We start from the raw sequence: 14,653 nt of genomic DNA, 5'->3' as shown, positions 1-14,653 counted from the left end.
GGTATCGAAGACATAGTGAATCGCGGTGGTCAGCTCGACCACGCCCAACCCCGATCCGAGGTGACCCCCGGTCGTCCCCACCGCCGAAATCGTCTCCGCGCGCAACTCGTCCGCCAGCTGACGCAGCTCGTCGGCACTGAGCTTGCGAAGGTCGGCGGGCGCGTGAACCGTGTCGAGCAGCGGTGTGTGTGGAGCCTGCGACATTAACCGTGCACCCGCGAAGTTGATGGCCGTGACAGCCTGAGCATTACAGTTTGGCTACGCCAGCACACCGGTCAAGGCAATCTTCGGCGGGCGGCACGGCGCGGAGGGAAAGCGGGACCGAGGTCATGGCCCCGCCGGCTAACCACCGATCAATCGAACGCGATCGACAGCCGCAGGCTGCGCCCGGGCGCCGGCGTGCCGACCGCGTCCCAGCTTCGGTTGTCGCCGACATTGCGCAACATCAGGCGCAGCGCGATATGGTCGCGCAACCGGTAACGCATTCCCACATCGCCTTCGACATGCCCCGGTGTAACCCGCGCGCCGGTCGGGATGGCACTGTCATTGACCGCCGCATTGCCGCGCAATGCCGCATCGGCCTGCCACGCCCCGCGCTCCCACAGCAACCGCACATTGCCGCTCCATCGCGGCCGGCCGCGCAGCGGCGTGGCGCTGTCGAGCGACAGATAGGTGAGCGCACCGGCGACCGACCAGGCGCCGCCCATGCGCAGCGCCACCGCGCCCTCGACGCCGCGTGCGCCGACATGGTCGCGGTTGGTGAGGCGGAACCGCACCGGATCGAAGTCGATCAAATTGCTGAAGCGGTTGTCGAAGACGGTAACCGACAGCTGCCCATGGGACAGCGGAAGCTCGAGGCCCGCATCGATGCTGCGACTGGTTTCGGGCTTGAGCGTGGGGTCGCCGATCAAGGGATGGCCCAGCGCATAGAGGCTCGGGCGCTTGTAGCCGTTGGCGAGGTGCGCAAACAACGCCGGCCCCCTTGCCGCCACCTGCCAGCGCACGCCGCCACGCCCGGTCCAGTTGCCGCTGCCGTGCACCAGCTTGTCGTAGCGCAGCGCGGCGTTGAAGCTCAGCCCGCCGCGCGCATGCAGCGTCGCCTCCGCAAAGCCGCTATGCGTTACCCGCGTCAGCGCGAATCTGACCGGGAGCGGAAAGCCGAAATCGAGCGTGCCGTTGCTCCGCCCGGCCTCGCGCAGCACCGCACCGCCGACAGACAAGGTCAGCGGCCCGACATCGCCGGCGAGCGACCCGATACCCTCGAATCGCGCGAAGCGATCATGCGTCGTCGTCGCGGGGACGCCGCCGAGCATGCCGGGCGCGATCGGCGGCGAATCGCTGTCGCCATGCTGCAGCGACCAGGCAAGCGACAGGCTCGGGCGCAGCGCGGCGGCGGGATCACGCGCCAGCGAAACCGCGCCTAATGTGAGGTCGCCATCGCGTCGCTCGCGCGTTCGGATGGCCGCGAGCAACGGGCCGCCGCTGTCCTCGGGAAAGCCGGTGCCGCGCGTGCGTGCATGGAGGCCGATCGCCGACAGGCGGAAGCTGCCGATCGCCTGACGCGCCTTGCCGAACAGCTGTTCGCGGCGCAGCGTGCCCGCCGGATCGCCATCGCCGCTGTCATAATATCCACCGGCGACCGACACCCCGCCCCCGGCCCATCCGCCCGACAGGCTCGCCGAGCCGGCGGCGCCATAGCGACTGTCGATCCAGCCCTGCGCGCCGACACGCGCGCCGGGGCCGGTGGGATCACGCGTGACGACCTGCACGAGGCCGGAGAGCGCGTCCGAACCATGAATCGCCGAAACTGCGGTGCGGGCTACTTCGACCCGATCGACGATCAGTGGATCGAGCAGTGCGAAATCGAACGCGCCGCCGGCGCTGTTGGTCGGGTCGTTGAGTCGCACGCCGTCGATCATCACCGTGGTGAAATTGGGCTCGCCGCCGCGGATCGTCAGAAAGCTGCCGCCCGCCGGGCCGCCGGTCGAAAAGGCGTGAACGCCGGGAAGATCGTCGAGCACCGCAAGCAGCGACGATGGCTGGCGGCGTGCGATCGTCGCGCGATCGGCGACCGATACCGTACCGTCATCGCCGGTACGCGAGGCGGTCACGACGACGGTACCGACCTCGCCCGCATCGGCGCTGACGGTCTGGGCATGGGCCGCGGGCACGACGAACACGGCCGCAAGCGCCGCGCACGGCGTCCTGAACATCAAGGCGTTTTCCTCAGGCGCCGCGCATGGCGCGGGCAAGCTTCCCGAAATCGGTTCGCGGCGCGGGCTGCTCCGCCGGTTCGCTCATCAGCGTGGGCGGGGTCGCGCTGTCGAGGAAATTGTAGAGCAATGTCCGCTGCCCGCGCGTCAGGTCACGCGTCACCGGCATGTAGCGGAAGCGCTCGAAATAGCCGGGATCGGTCAGCTTCTTGATCACAGCGGCATAAGCGCGGACCTGCGCTTCGTCACCGAGCCGCAGCCAATTGTCCATGCACGGCGCCATCGCCTCCCAATAGGACAGGACATTGTCGTGAACATTCTGCCAGGTCGGTGCCATCGTCGCGACCTGTTCGTCCGCCGGCAGCACGCGCAGATACATATAGGTGAATATCTGCGGGTCGAAATTGACGGTGGTGACCGGCAGCACGGGGTCGGCGCCCGGCTGGAACACCAGCCCGACGACCGTCGCGGCCGACGTCTTCAGCGCAAAGCTGGCAATACCGTCATCGTCGGTCGTGGCGGTCTGCGGGTTGTTCTCGGTCGATCCCAATTCGGTCATCGTGACCGTGACCCCGGCGCCGACCGGCGCGCCGCGATCATAGACCCGGACCTGTGCCTGTGCGGCATCGCCCTGGTCGACATAGAGATTGGGCTCGAGCGGAATTGCGCGCAGCGCCTGCTCGGCGAGCAGGGTCGTGCGCGTCCCCGCGACATCGACAGCAAGCGTCAGGTCGCTCAGGTCCAACGCAACTTGTGAGGTTGGCAGCGCAACATCGACGATCCCCGACGTGGCAAGATAGGCCGCCTGATCATATTGGTCGGGCGTCAGCGTCGCGAGCGGCACATCGCCGGCGGCAAGATAGATGTTGCCGACATCGGCCTTGTCGGGCGTGCGGCTCTGCCAGGGAATCGAATTGCTGAGATCGAAAGCGACGCTGCCGTTGTTGACGCGCGCCCAGGCGCTGCCGAACGCCGCGCTCGGGGCGTTTGCGTCCGCGTTGAGCGGTACCGGGGTTTCGTTCGTCAGCAGTGCACGGTCGCCCGGTTCGTGCATCGGATCGCCGTCGCGCCAGATGCCCGCGGTGCCGACCAGCAGGCCGCGCGCCGGATTGGGCTGAAAGCCGCCGGCGGCGAATTTCGCCATCAGTTGCTTCGCGCGTTCGGCCACCTGGGGCGAACCGTTCGACAGGCCCAGATCGTCATAATAGACCGTGCGATAGGTGACGAAACGCGTCATCACCCCCCGCACCCCCGGCGCGCCCATGCAGGCGTACAACGCGGCGAGCGCGGGTGAATCACAGGCGTCGATCGTCAGCTTCGCCGGGTCCCAGGCATAGCATGCCTGCCACATCACCGAGGCCACGCCGGCGATCATGTTGTTGGCCGGATTGGCGTTGAAATTGATGTAGCGGTCGCTCGACCGCCGCACCGGCGTGCCCATCAGCCGGCAGCCGCCGTCGATGCCGAGATGGATCGCATCGAAGAAGAGTTGCGACGAATAGGGGCCATAGGGCTCCGAATCGACCAGCATGCCGGCGAAGTTGACCGGCGCGCTGACGAACGGGTCGCTCGTGTCGAGCCCGCCGCCGATATCCACGCCCGAGACGCAGCAATTGTAAAAGACCGAGCGGTGCGTGCCGGCCGGGTTCCAGTTCTGCCCCGGGATCTGCTCGATCGCCGCCTGACGATAGGCGTTCACCTGCGCGCTCGTCACCGTCTGGCCGCCGAGCTGGGGATCGGCGCCGCCTTCGTCGTAATTGGCGTTCCAGGTCGACAAGGTGTTGTTGTTGGTGGTGATCGGGTCCCAGCTGATCTCGCCGTTGAAATAGATGCGGGGGAATTCGAGGATGCTCATGCCGCGTCTCCCTTGGCCAATGCCGGCGCCGCGATGATCTGCTCGTAAAGAAACGCCGGCCCGGCCACCGATCCATCCTTCAGCGGCGTGTTGAGCGCCGTGATCGCCGCCATCCTGAGGTCGAACATCGCGCGCACCGCCACGCCCAGATCGCCGGTGCCGCCGCTGAACGCCGCCGCGAGCCCGTCGACCATCGCGGTATAGGCAGCGTTGCATGTGGCCTGCGCGCGCTGCGCCGCCTCGGATTCATTGGCGAAGTCATACAGCTCGGGATCGGGAATCGCGGGATAGACCGCGCACCAGTCGACGCCGAGCGGCGCGCCCCAGCGATAGCCCGAATCATTGGCGTCGGCCGAAATATCCTTCTCGAGCACCTGGTTCTTTTCGATTTCCCAGAAGCGATAATAGTGCGCGAGTTCATGCTGAAAATCGAGCGGGCTGCCCTGGTTTTCAGGTGTCTTCGGCGTGCCTTCGCCTTCGGACACGATCTGATCGATCGCGCGGCGGGCATCGTCATAATCGTTGACCGCGAACACCTGCCCCTGAAAATATTGTGCGTCGTCGATCTGGTTGCGGTTTGGCGTCCAGGCCGAAGGCGGCAGCGCCTTGAGCGCCAGCTTGAGCCGCTCATAATATTCGCCGATCGTCACCGACGCGTCTTCGGCCGCGGCCAGCAGCACGCGCGGATCGATCGGCTCGAGCGGCGACTCGATCGCCATGCCCTGCGCCATCGCGGCTTCGGAGAAGGGGTAGAGATGAACCGTCAGCGTGCCACCGACATCGCCGGGTAGCGGGCCGGGATAGCGTGGCGGGTTGATCGCCACGGTACCGCCGATCGCGTTCATGATGTTGCTGGCCAGGCACATGTGAATCATTTCCTGCATGATCACCGACTGCAGCCGCGTCTTCGCCGGCGCATTGGTGTCGGGCAGGATGGTGAGCGAGGCGTAGAGATAAGGCGGCAGCGTCGAGAATTCGATGTCGATCGCGCCCTGCACCAGTGCTTGAACATCGGCGGTGCTGTTGGGCTCGCTCCAGAGAAGCCTGATCATGATGTCCCCCGACCTTGGTCTGGCGCCTCGGCGCCCGTGCCCGACAGCAGTCCCGGCAGAAACTTCTCGCAATCGAGAGAATCCGTCGCCGCAGGCAATGTCTAACCCGCTGAAGCGACGAATGTCCAACCGGAAATTGATATCGATTACAGTCATCTTGCGGTAATATTGTGCAAGCGCGAACATGATTTGCGATCGCTCGCAAGCAACGCGCATTGCGGCAAGCCATTCAAGTCTTTAGATATCGCGAAATATCGATCCGATTTGATAGTGATCTGTGGATCGGCATTGCTTTTCTCGGCGCGCGAGAGAATATTTGCTCGTCCGTGGCGTGCGATTTGCGCTGATCCGATGGGGGAATGGAATGATCCGCTTGCAGGCTCCACTGGCGCTCGCCGCGATCGGCGCCGTCTTCTCGGCATCCGCCGGTGCGCAGGTCTATCAGACCTATGGCGCGCACAATCCGGCCAGTGCGAGTCCGTGTCAGGTGCAGGGCTGCACCTATCAGCGCCCCAAGGGCGACCCGGCCGATCCGGTCTGGCCGGTCTATTGGCAATCGGAATGGACGATGTACCGGGTCTACGGCAAGGACGCGGCGAAATATCCCCCGCCTTATGCCGGCAAGCCCCCTGCAGGCGCCACCTATGCGACGTCATATGGCGCGACCTTTTATGATTCCACCTGGCGGGGGAAATCGGGCGAGGGCGCGATGATGGAGCGCTACGACAATTATTGCCTGCCGATCTTCCCGATCGACAATCATTATTCGTGCAAGTTCATCTCGCTGGGCGACGTCGCCTATTTCGTCGCCGGCGAAGGTCGACCCAAATGGATGCCCAAGCTGTGCCTGTTTTCACCGCTCAACCATCCGCCGCGGCGCGACTTCATCTCGCACCTGCCCTATAGCGCGGCGGACAGCGCGCGGATCGGGCCGGGCGGCCAGGGTTATTCCTTCTGGATCAGCGCCGCGAACGGCTATGTCACCCAGGTCGGCGCGAGCCCGGACCGGACCAGGGACCATGACATCATGTTCGGTTACGGCTTCCAGGCCAAGCCCGGCGGCGAGGCGATGCCGCAATCCTTCTATTTCTCGGGCTATCCCTTCCCGCCCGCCGACGCGCCCTATGTCAGCCAGAATTACACCAACTTCACCGCCACCCAGCCCGATCCCGACACATGGTCCGAGGTGAGCGGCATCGATCCGACGACATTGCCCGCCTGCCAGTTGTTCGATCCGCCGACACAAAATAAGAAGGCCGTCGGTGCGAACGAAGGCGAGACCGAGCGGGCACCGACCTGGGGCGATATCGGGCGCTGGAAGCCGCAGCAATAGCGCCGCGCGGAGCGGCTTATCCGCCGCTCGGGCCAAAGGCCTGGCGACATTACAGGCCAGCCAAACCGGGCGCGATTAGTCTGGCTGGGGCGGCAGGATTCGAACCTGCGAATGGCGGCACCAAAAGCCGCTGCCTTACCACTTGGCGACGCCCCAACGGAGCGCAGCCCTTTACGGACCAAATCTCGGCTCTGCAATGGCGTTACCGACGCAGCGTCAGGCCTCCGGCAATCGCCTTACACCAGTCGGTCGAGCCAGCCATGCGGGTCGGGCGCCGCACCGCGCTGAATGTCGACCAGCGCCTGACGCAGCTTCATCGTCGTCTGCCCCGGCCCACCGCTGCCAATGGTGAATTCGCCGCTCTTGGAGGCCATTCTGCCGATCGGCGTGATGACCGCCGCCGTGCCGCAGGCGAATGCCTCGCGCAGCCGGCCGCTCGCCGCGTCGGCGCGGCAATCCTCGATCGCATAAGGCGCCTCGCGCACCGTCAGGCCGAGATCACGCGCCAGCGTCAGCAGCGAATCGCGCGTGATGCCCGGCAGAATCGTACCGGTCAGCGGCGGGGTGGCGAGCGAACCGTCGTCGAACACGAAGAAGATGTTCATGCCGCCGAGCTCCTCGATCCAGCGGCGCTCGACCGCGTCGAGGAACAGCACCTGATCGTGCCCGCGCCGCGTCGCCTCGGCCTGGGCGATGAGGCTGGTGGCATAGTTGCCGCCGCACTTCGCGGCGCCCGTCCCGCCCGGGGCGGCACGCGTGTAATCTTCCGACACCCAGAGCGAGATCGCCGGTGCGCCGCCCTTGAAATAGGCGCCGGCCGACGAGGCGATGACCGCGTAGATATATTCGGCGGACGGCTTTACGCCGAGGAACACCTCGCTCGCGATCATGAACGGGCGAAGATAGAGCGAGCCGCCATCGATCGACGGAATCCAGTCGCGCTCGGTCTTGACCAGCTCGCGGCACGACGCGACGAACAGCTCCTCGGGCAGTTCGGCCATCGCCATGCGCTGCGCCGAGCGACGGAAACGTGCGGCATTGGCCTCGGGGCGAAACAGCGCGATGCCCCCATCTTCGAGCTTATAGGCCTTCAACCCCTCGAAGATTTCCTGCGCATAGTGCAGCACCGCCGAGGCGGGATCCATCTGGAAGGTGCTTCGCGGGCAGATCTTCGCGTCATGCCAGCCCTCCGCCTCGCTATAGCGCACGATCGCCATGTGATCGGTGAACACACGGCCAAAGCCGGGGTTCTCAAGCAAATGCACGCGGACGTTCACATCCACCGGCGTGGCATGCCGTTCGAACGCGAACGCCGGGGCGGCGCGGAGGGGCAGTTCGGCGGTCGCGTGGTCGGCCATGGAGCTCACTTCTACAATTTGATACATTTTCAGGGTTGAAGGCGTGATAGGTCTGTGGCCAAAGCCGGTCAACATGGCCTCCCCAGTCACGTCCGCATCGCCGCTGTTTCTCCGCGAGCCCGAGCTTCGCCGCGGTCTGGAATTGCTTTATTTCGGCAACAGCCATCTCACCCGCGCGATCGATCGCGGTCTGTCCGAGGAAGGATTGGGGCGCGCACACCACCGCGCGCTCTACTTCATTGCCCGGCAGCCCGATCTGACGGTGAGCGAATTGCTGTCGCTGCTCGCCATCACCAAGCAATCGCTCGGCCGCGTGCTGACCGAGCTGACCGATCGCGGCATGGTCGAGGCGCGCCCGGGCACGCGCGACCGTCGCCAACGCCTGTTGCGCCTCACCCCGGCGGGCGAGAAGCTCGAGGGCGCCTTGTTCGAGGCGATGCGCGAACGGCTTTCGGCTGCCTATGCCAGCGCCGGCCAGGCCGCCGTGGGCGGCTTCTGGGCGGTACTCGAAGGCCTGATCCCGGCCGAGGAGCGCAAGCGCATCGACAACCTCACGGGCTGACGGGCTCAGGGGATGACCGGTCGCTCCTGACCGGTCCTGGCCGGACTGGCAGCGCGATCTTCGTTACAGCGTCTTGAGATATTCGAGCAACGCACGCTTGTCGGCATCGGGCAATGTGGTGCCGAAGTCGTGGCCACAGCGGCTGTTGCCGGAGTCGCGCGCCTCACAGCCCGTCGTCGTACGGCTGTAAGACGAGCCATGCTGATCTGCAGCAAGCCCGACCGACGCCTTGTCGAAATAGCGACCGACGCTGAAGGTGACGGGACGCGCGGCAGCGGGCTTGAGGAGATCGGCGAGAGTCGGAACCGAACCGTTGTGCAGATAGGGCGCCGCCGCCCAAATTCCCTTCAGTACGCGCGATTCATAGGCAAATTGCATCGTCGGCGCGGATGCCTCGGCAATGTGGAACGCCCCGCGAAGTTCCGCCTGGCTCGGCGTCGTCGGCAGCGACATTGGTACGGCTTGTGGCGCCGCCATGGCGGTCGCACCGAGTTTTGGCGTCTTCAACGTCGTGTAGTTCTGCACGATCGAGCCCACCACCGATACCGCGAGGATGCTGAACGCCTTTTCGCGCGGCTTGATCTTGGGCAGCAGGAAGGGAATCCAGGCGCCCTGCAAGCTCCCCGTTTGCGCCTCGCGACCGAGGATGGCGTATTCGCGCGAATCCGTCCCGACATCGAGCACCGGGGTCGCCCAAGTCTGCTGGTTGAAGAAGCGCACCTTGCCCGGCTTTTCGGCATGGCACGAGGCGCAACTGCCGCCCGGTGCGTCCTGCGTGAACACGGTCGCGCCGCGCTGGGCCAATACGGCATCGATCGACCATGGCCATTGCGGCGCGCCGATCTTGCGGACCAGCCCTTCGAGACGGTTCAGCCCATCGAAATTGGCGGAATTGTCCGACAGGAAGTTGACGCCGGCAAGGTGCCACCATTCTTTCTTCGGACGGAAGGTCCCGAACACGCCATAAACCTCACCGAGGTTACGCGAGAGACCGAGCAGGTCGTTGCCATTGTCGGCAAAACCGGGCCATTGCGTCTTGTCCTGGATCGGCGCGTTCCAGATGAACGGATACCGCACCGGCGCATCGGCGGGCTGGATGTTGTCGGCGATGAGATAGGATGGCGCGGGACCGAGATCGAGGCCGGTCAGGCGATTGAAGATCATCGCCACCGCGTCAAGGCGGCCCAGCCCCCACGGCACCTTGGTCGGCAGCGCCCGATCCATCAGCGTGCCCTCGCGCAGATACCAAAGCGCCACGTCCTGCCGCAAGTCGGCGACGCTCGCCGGCGGCGCGGCCGGCCCGATGACGGACTTGGCGAAGTCGGCAAAGGCGGCATCGCTGGCCAGCGCACGACCGACGGCGTCGGTCATCTCGCGCAGAAAGGCCTGAAAATCGACGATCGCCGGCCCCCCATCGACGCGGTAGTCCTTGTCGTCGACCGTGATCTGCCGCGTGTGGCAGGCGGCGCACGTCATCCCCACCATCTGATTACCGGTCGGTCCCGACGCGGTGAAACCGACCGGTAGCCCGTCATCGTCATCCGGGTTCGGCAGATAGCCGTAGCGCGCCAGACTATCGGCGAGGAACGGCTTGCCATCGACCGTGCGCAGCGCCTTCAGCCAGCCGAGCGGAATCATCGTCGATCCCTGGTCGCGCGTGTAGAAGTCGGCGCGTGCCGCCGGCGCCCATTTGATGCCCTGATCGAGATAGTTGACCGCCCCGACCGGCCCTGACGTCTGCCCGCCACCATTGGCAAACAAGGCAGCAGGAGCAGAAATACTGGCACACGCCAAGACCGCGATGATCTTTGCGAAAGCATTGTGACGCATGAGCGATCCCCCAATAGCAACACCGATCTTCGGCTTTGCCGAGTCGGCCGGCCACTTACTTGAAGAGACAACAGCTTCTTGAAGACGATCGCAAGTAAAGTCGAAACCGATTCGGATCGAAATCGATCAGCGCGCGGATGCGGCCATTTCGGCGTTGCGACGTTCGCTTGCCGCCAGCGTCTCCGCGAGCAGGGCAGCGAGGCCCTCTTCGCGATCCAGCACGTTCAACCCGGCGCGCGTCGACCCACCTGGACTCGCGACGCGATCGGCGAGCACGCCGGGGCTGACATCGGCCGCGGCGGCGAGGAGGGCCGCGCCTTCGACCGTCGCCAACGCGAATCGCGCCGACTGATCGGCCGGCAAACCGAGCGCGCCGCCTGCGTCAGCGAGCGCATCGATGAAGCGGTAGAGGAAAGCGGGGCCGCTGCCGGCGAGCGCGGTGACGGTGTCGAACAGGCGGGAATCGCCGATCCACTCGACCAGCCCGAGCGGCGCCATCAGCGACGCGATCGCGTCGCGCGCCGCCGCGTCGGCGCTTGCCGACGACAAGGCGACGACGCCCTTGCCGATCGCCACCGGCAGGTTGGGCATGGCGCGGAAGATCGCGCCGGCATCGAAGCGCGCGGCGAGCGCCGGCTCCTCGACGCCGGCGAGGATCGATACCAGCACCGGCACGCCAGCGAGCCGCGCGGCATGTGCGGCGGCGATCTCGTCAAGCTGCTGCGGCTTCATCGCCAGCATGACGATGTCGGGGAGCGGGCCGTCGGGCAACGCGCGCGCCTGGCGGACACCTGCCGGCAGCGCGCGATCGCAGCGATTGACGACATCGACCGCATCGGCGGCAACCACGCCGCTGTCGATCCAGCGGCGCAGCATCGCGCCGCCCATGTTGCCGCAGCCGATCAGCCAGAGCCGTGGCCCAGTCACGCCTCGCCCTGGGTCTCGGTCATCGCCGCGGCAAGCGCTTCCTTGGGCGTCTTGCCGCCCCACAGCACGAACTGGAACACCGGATAGAAGCGCTCGCACTCGTCGATCGCGGATTCGACGAGCAGCTCGGCACCGCGCAGCGAGAGATTGCCCTCCTCGCCATCGACCATCGCGGCATGGCGGTAGAGCAGGATGCCGCTCGACGACCACAGCTCGAAATGGCCGACCCACAGCTGTTCGTTGACCAGCCCGATCGCCTCATACATCGCGCCGCGACGATCCTCGGTGACGCGCACGTCGGGGAAGGCGAGGAACTGGATGACGCTGTCGTCCTCGCGCCACAGTGCGCGGAGCTCATACTGCGTCCAGCTGCCCTTGACCTTGGCGACGACCTCATCGTCCTGGCGCTCATGCTCCCAGCCATGCGCGGCGAAATAGCTTTCGAGCATGTCGATGGGGGCGGCGTCTTCCCGGTCGTAGTCGGCTTCTTCGAGCATCATCTTACCTTGCGCCCACACTCATACCAGATGTGGTGGCGAATGGCACGTATCGGCACAAGCGGACGTTGACAGGTCTGTAGAGAAAGCTGTGGAAAAGAATCTCAGCCTGCCTTCTTGGCCGGTTTCGCCGCCTTCGCCTCGAGCGCGTCGAGCCGGGCGCGCAGCGCCTCGGCCTCGTCGCGCGCCGCAGCGGCCATCGCCTTGACCGCCTCGAACTCGTCGCGGCTGACGAAATCGAGCCCGCCGATCCACTCCTTGGCCCTGGCGCGTGCGCCGGCCTCGGCCTCGCGACCGACGCCGGCGAGGGTGCCGGCGGCGCCGTTCACGAACTTGACGAAATCGTCGAAGATCTTGTTGTCGGATTGCATGGCGTCAAAAATCCCGTGTCGTATCAGGTGATGATCTGGGTAGTCGCACTCGACGGCACAAGGGTCTCGGCGCCGGGATTGAGCTGCAAGATCTGGTAATTGAGAATGCCGGCGAAGACGAGCCAGGCGAGATAAGGCACCAGCAGCAACGCCGCGCCGATGCGGATTCGCCCGAACAGCACGGTGGTGATGAGCGCCAGGACGAACATGATGCCGACCAGCACGAGGCTCCAGAACACCTGGTGCATGCCGAAGAACAGCGGCGACCAGATCAGGTTGGCGACCAACGACACCGCGAAGGAAGCGATCGCCGGGCCGCGCAGCCGCGAACCGCGCGCGTGGATGATCATCGCCAGCGCCAGCCCCAGCAAGACGTAGATCGTCGTCCAGGCGGCCGGAAAGGCCCAATCGGGCGGCGTAATATCGGGCTTGGCGAGCGCCGCATACCAGCGATTGGCACCCCCGGTCGGCACCAGCCGCGCCGAGGTAAAGCCGAGCAGGACCACGAACGGCACCGTCACCACCGCCCAGCGCAAAAAGGCACCGCGCAACTGTCCTTTGGACGCGATTTCCCTCAAGCCACCATCTTCCTTTGCTTTGCCTTGCCCCGCCCGCCGCGCGGCGGCAGCGACCCTTTACCGCCAATCCGGCGCCATCGCCACGCCTCATATTGCACATGCGAAACGCCATGGCGTCAAGCCGGGACGGCGATGTTGGTGGCGGCGAGCAGAAACTCGACATTGCCTTCCGGGCCGGTGATCGGACTCGGCACCACGCCGTCGACGCGCCAGCCGCGATCCATGACCCAGGCGGCGACCTCGTCGCAGACGCGCTGGTGCAACGCGGGGTCGCGCACCACCCCGCCCTTGCCGACCTCGCCACGACCGGCCTCGAACTGCGGCTTGACCAGCGCCATCAGTCGCGCGCCGGGGCGGGCGAAGCCGAGCGGCACGTCGAGCACCTTGGCAAGTCCGATGAAACTGGCATCGCAGACGATCAGGTCGACGGGCTCGGGAATGTGCGCCGCGGTGAGGATGCGCGCGCTGGTCTGCTCATGGACGATGACGCGGTCGTCCTGGCGCAGCTTCCAGGCGAGCTGGTTGGTGCCGCTGTCGACCGCATAAACGCGCGCCGCGCCGCGTGTGAGCAGGACGTCGGTAAAGCCGCCGGTCGAGGAGCCGACATCGATCGCCACCGCGCCGGCCACGTCCCAGCCGAAATGATCGAGGCCGTGGGCCAGCTTGATTCCGCCGCGCGACACCCAGGGATGGTCGCGACCGCGCACGTCGAGCACGGTATCGTCGGGCAGCGTCTGGCCTGATTTGTCGATCTTGCGCTCGCCGGCGAAGACCAGCCCGGCCATGATCAGCGCCTGGGCGCGCGTCCGGCTCTCGGCGAGGCCGCGATCGACGAGCAACTGATCGGCGCGAAGCTTTGCCATGCCCCGCCCTAGCGCAGCCGAGTCGCGACGGCAAAGCCCACTCCCTGTCGCCCCGTCCGCCCGCGACGGCGCGACGAAATGGCCGCACTTCGCGACCAGCCGGGTCGCCGTTTTCGCATCGTCGCACGCGGCCTTCGCTTCGGCGCAAGGCCTATTGCCCATCAAATTAGTAGGAATATGTTTCGAAGCGGGAGGCGTGGCTGCAGGGCGTCCCCTAGAACCTCGCGCGGCCACGTCTCCTTCACGTCCCGCGCCCCCCTGAGCGGGACAAAATGGAGCCGGACCATGGGTAGATTTTCGCCCTTCGACCCCGTTCAACCGACCATCCTCACCGTGCCCGGGCTCGGCGGCTCCGGCCCGTCGCACTGGCAGAGCCTGTGGGAATCGGCGCGCCCCGACACGCTGCGCGTCGAACTCGGCATGTGGAACACGCCGCACCGCAACGCTTGGGTGACCAAGCTCGACCAGGCGATCCGCACCGCGCGCGCGCCGGTGATCCTCGCCGCGCACAGCCTGGGCTGCCTGGCGGTGGCATGGTGGGCGGAACTGACACGGCAATCCTATGGCTGGCCGGTGGCGGGCGCGCTGCTCGTCGCGCCGGCCGATGTCGACCGCGCCGATGCACCCGACGATCTGAGGGCATTCCACCCGACCCCGCTGACCGCCCTGCCCTTCCCCTCGATCGTCGTGGCGAGCCGCGACGATCCGTGGATCACGATCGACCGCGCGCACAGCCTCGCTGCGTCGTGGGGCAGCCACTTCATCGACGCCGGCGAGCAGGGCCATCTCAACGCCGCGAGCGGCATCGGCTGGTGGCAGGAGGGGCAGGAACTGCTCGAACGCGTGATCCACGCCGCCGGCGACCGCAAGGGCCGCCCGCGCGCGCAGAGCGACGCACGCTCGATCCTGGCGATCAACGCGACCGATGCGGCGCAGACGCATTATCTGGGGGGTGCCGGGCTGTCGAAGCGGGATGGAGGCGCGGATTGCGCCTGTTCCACCTGTTCTTCCTGCTCGTTATTTTTTCGTTGCTATTACGTTGGAGGCAGCGCGCGGCAATGTCGTTTGATTGCAAAAACGTGGCGCCCCGGTTCGTTGGCAGAGGTGGCTCGGTTCATTTGAACAGCTCGGCGCAATTGCTAAGTGGAGCGTCTGCCGGTTTCATGCCGCTGCGAGAAGCGGCCGGTTGAAGTAGACGTGATCGGGTGTCCTGC

The 14,653-nt window shown here is 66.1% G+C and carries 13 protein-coding genes, 1 tRNA gene and 1 pseudogene; 3 read left to right on the top strand and 12 right to left on the bottom strand.

Translation table 11 applies throughout. From position 1 onward, the window contains the following. The 4 genes from U1839_RS25745 to U1839_RS25730 all read right to left on the bottom strand — a co-directional run. A partial coding sequence (locus U1839_RS25745) for a 1-deoxy-D-xylulose-5-phosphate synthase N-terminal domain-containing protein (protein WP_332806413.1) occupies nucleotides 1–204 on the bottom strand: 204 nt, incomplete at its 3' end. 149 nt (nucleotides 205–353) lie between these two features. After that, entirely contained in the window at nucleotides 354–2,213 is a 1,860-nt protein-coding gene (locus U1839_RS25740; RefSeq protein ID WP_332806412.1) for a TonB-dependent receptor plug domain-containing protein, read from the bottom strand. A gap of 13 nt (nucleotides 2,214–2,226) precedes the next feature. Further along, nucleotides 2,227–4,068 (bottom strand): Ig-like domain-containing protein, encoded by a 1,842-nt coding sequence (locus tag U1839_RS25735; protein ID WP_332806411.1) that lies wholly within the window; start codon nucleotides 4,066–4,068, stop codon nucleotides 2,227–2,229. Continuing rightward, a complete protein-coding gene (locus U1839_RS25730) occupies nucleotides 4,065–5,120 on the bottom strand; it encodes a ferritin-like domain-containing protein (RefSeq protein WP_332806410.1) in 1,056 nt (351 codons plus the stop codon). Before U1839_RS25730 ends, U1839_RS25735 begins: the two co-directional genes overlap by 4 nt. A gap of 364 nt (nucleotides 5,121–5,484) precedes the next feature. Between U1839_RS25730 and U1839_RS25725 the strand changes: the two genes are divergently transcribed. Then, on the top strand, nucleotides 5,485–6,453 hold the full coding sequence (locus tag U1839_RS25725; RefSeq protein WP_332806409.1) for a hypothetical protein: 969 nt from the start codon (nucleotides 5,485–5,487) through the stop codon (nucleotides 6,451–6,453). Nucleotides 6,454–6,534: 81 nt separating this feature from the next. Here U1839_RS25725 and U1839_RS25720 read toward each other — a convergent pair. Together U1839_RS25720 and U1839_RS25715 are read right to left on the bottom strand one after the other, a co-directional pair. Continuing rightward, nucleotides 6,535–6,609 (bottom strand) — tRNA-Gln (locus tag U1839_RS25720). An 80-nt stretch (nucleotides 6,610–6,689) separates the two neighbouring features. Further along, nucleotides 6,690–7,811, bottom strand: coding sequence for a branched-chain amino acid aminotransferase (locus tag U1839_RS25715; RefSeq protein WP_332806408.1), 1,122 nt, complete (start codon nucleotides 7,809–7,811; stop codon nucleotides 6,690–6,692). A gap of 73 nt (nucleotides 7,812–7,884) precedes the next feature. Here U1839_RS25715 and U1839_RS25710 point away from each other — a divergent pair, with 73 nt between their 5' ends. Continuing rightward, a complete protein-coding gene (locus tag U1839_RS25710) occupies nucleotides 7,885–8,373 on the top strand; it encodes a MarR family transcriptional regulator (RefSeq protein ID WP_281128734.1) in 489 nt (162 codons plus the stop codon). A gap of 63 nt (nucleotides 8,374–8,436) precedes the next feature. Here U1839_RS25710 and U1839_RS25705 read toward each other — a convergent pair whose 3' ends face one another. The 6 genes from U1839_RS25705 to U1839_RS25680 all read right to left on the bottom strand — a co-directional run bounded on the left by U1839_RS25705 (nucleotide 8,437) and on the right by U1839_RS25680 (nucleotide 13,439). After that, nucleotides 8,437–10,203, bottom strand: a complete 1,767-nt coding sequence (locus U1839_RS25705; RefSeq protein WP_332806407.1) for a di-heme-cytochrome C peroxidase — start codon at nucleotides 10,201–10,203, stop codon at nucleotides 8,437–8,439. 126 nt (nucleotides 10,204–10,329) lie between these two features. Then, entirely contained in the window at nucleotides 10,330–11,130 is an 801-nt protein-coding gene (locus U1839_RS25700; protein WP_332806406.1) for a pyrroline-5-carboxylate reductase family protein, read from the bottom strand. Further along, complete coding sequence (locus U1839_RS25695; RefSeq protein WP_281128732.1) at nucleotides 11,127–11,630, bottom strand: type III secretion system chaperone family protein; 504 nt, start codon at nucleotides 11,628–11,630, stop codon at nucleotides 11,127–11,129. Before U1839_RS25695 ends, U1839_RS25700 begins: the two co-directional genes overlap by 4 nt. 101 nt (nucleotides 11,631–11,731) lie before the next feature. Next, nucleotides 11,732–11,998: an accessory factor UbiK family protein gene (locus tag U1839_RS25690; protein WP_332806405.1), complete on the bottom strand. Its 267-nt coding sequence runs from the start codon at nucleotides 11,996–11,998 to the stop codon at nucleotides 11,732–11,734. Between the two features lie 23 nt (nucleotides 11,999–12,021). Next, nucleotides 12,022–12,576: a TspO/MBR family protein gene (locus U1839_RS25685; protein ID WP_332806404.1), complete on the bottom strand. Its 555-nt coding sequence runs from the start codon at nucleotides 12,574–12,576 to the stop codon at nucleotides 12,022–12,024. A 116-nt stretch (nucleotides 12,577–12,692) separates the two neighbouring features. Continuing rightward, nucleotides 12,693–13,439, bottom strand: coding sequence for a TlyA family RNA methyltransferase (locus tag U1839_RS25680; protein ID WP_332806403.1), 747 nt, complete (start codon nucleotides 13,437–13,439; stop codon nucleotides 12,693–12,695). Nucleotides 13,440–13,724: 285 nt separating this feature from the next. Between U1839_RS25680 and U1839_RS25675 the strand changes: the two are divergent. After that, nucleotides 13,725–14,390, top strand: a pseudogene (locus tag U1839_RS25675) (RBBP9/YdeN family alpha/beta hydrolase); the annotation flags it as partial. Nucleotides 14,391–14,653 lie beyond the last annotated feature (263 nt).

The sequence above is a fragment of the Parasphingomonas halimpatiens genome, from assembly GCF_036663795.1.
GTDB lineage: Bacteria > Pseudomonadota > Alphaproteobacteria > Sphingomonadales > Sphingomonadaceae > Sphingomonas.
This window is presented reverse-complemented; position numbering and strand designations above follow the sequence as displayed.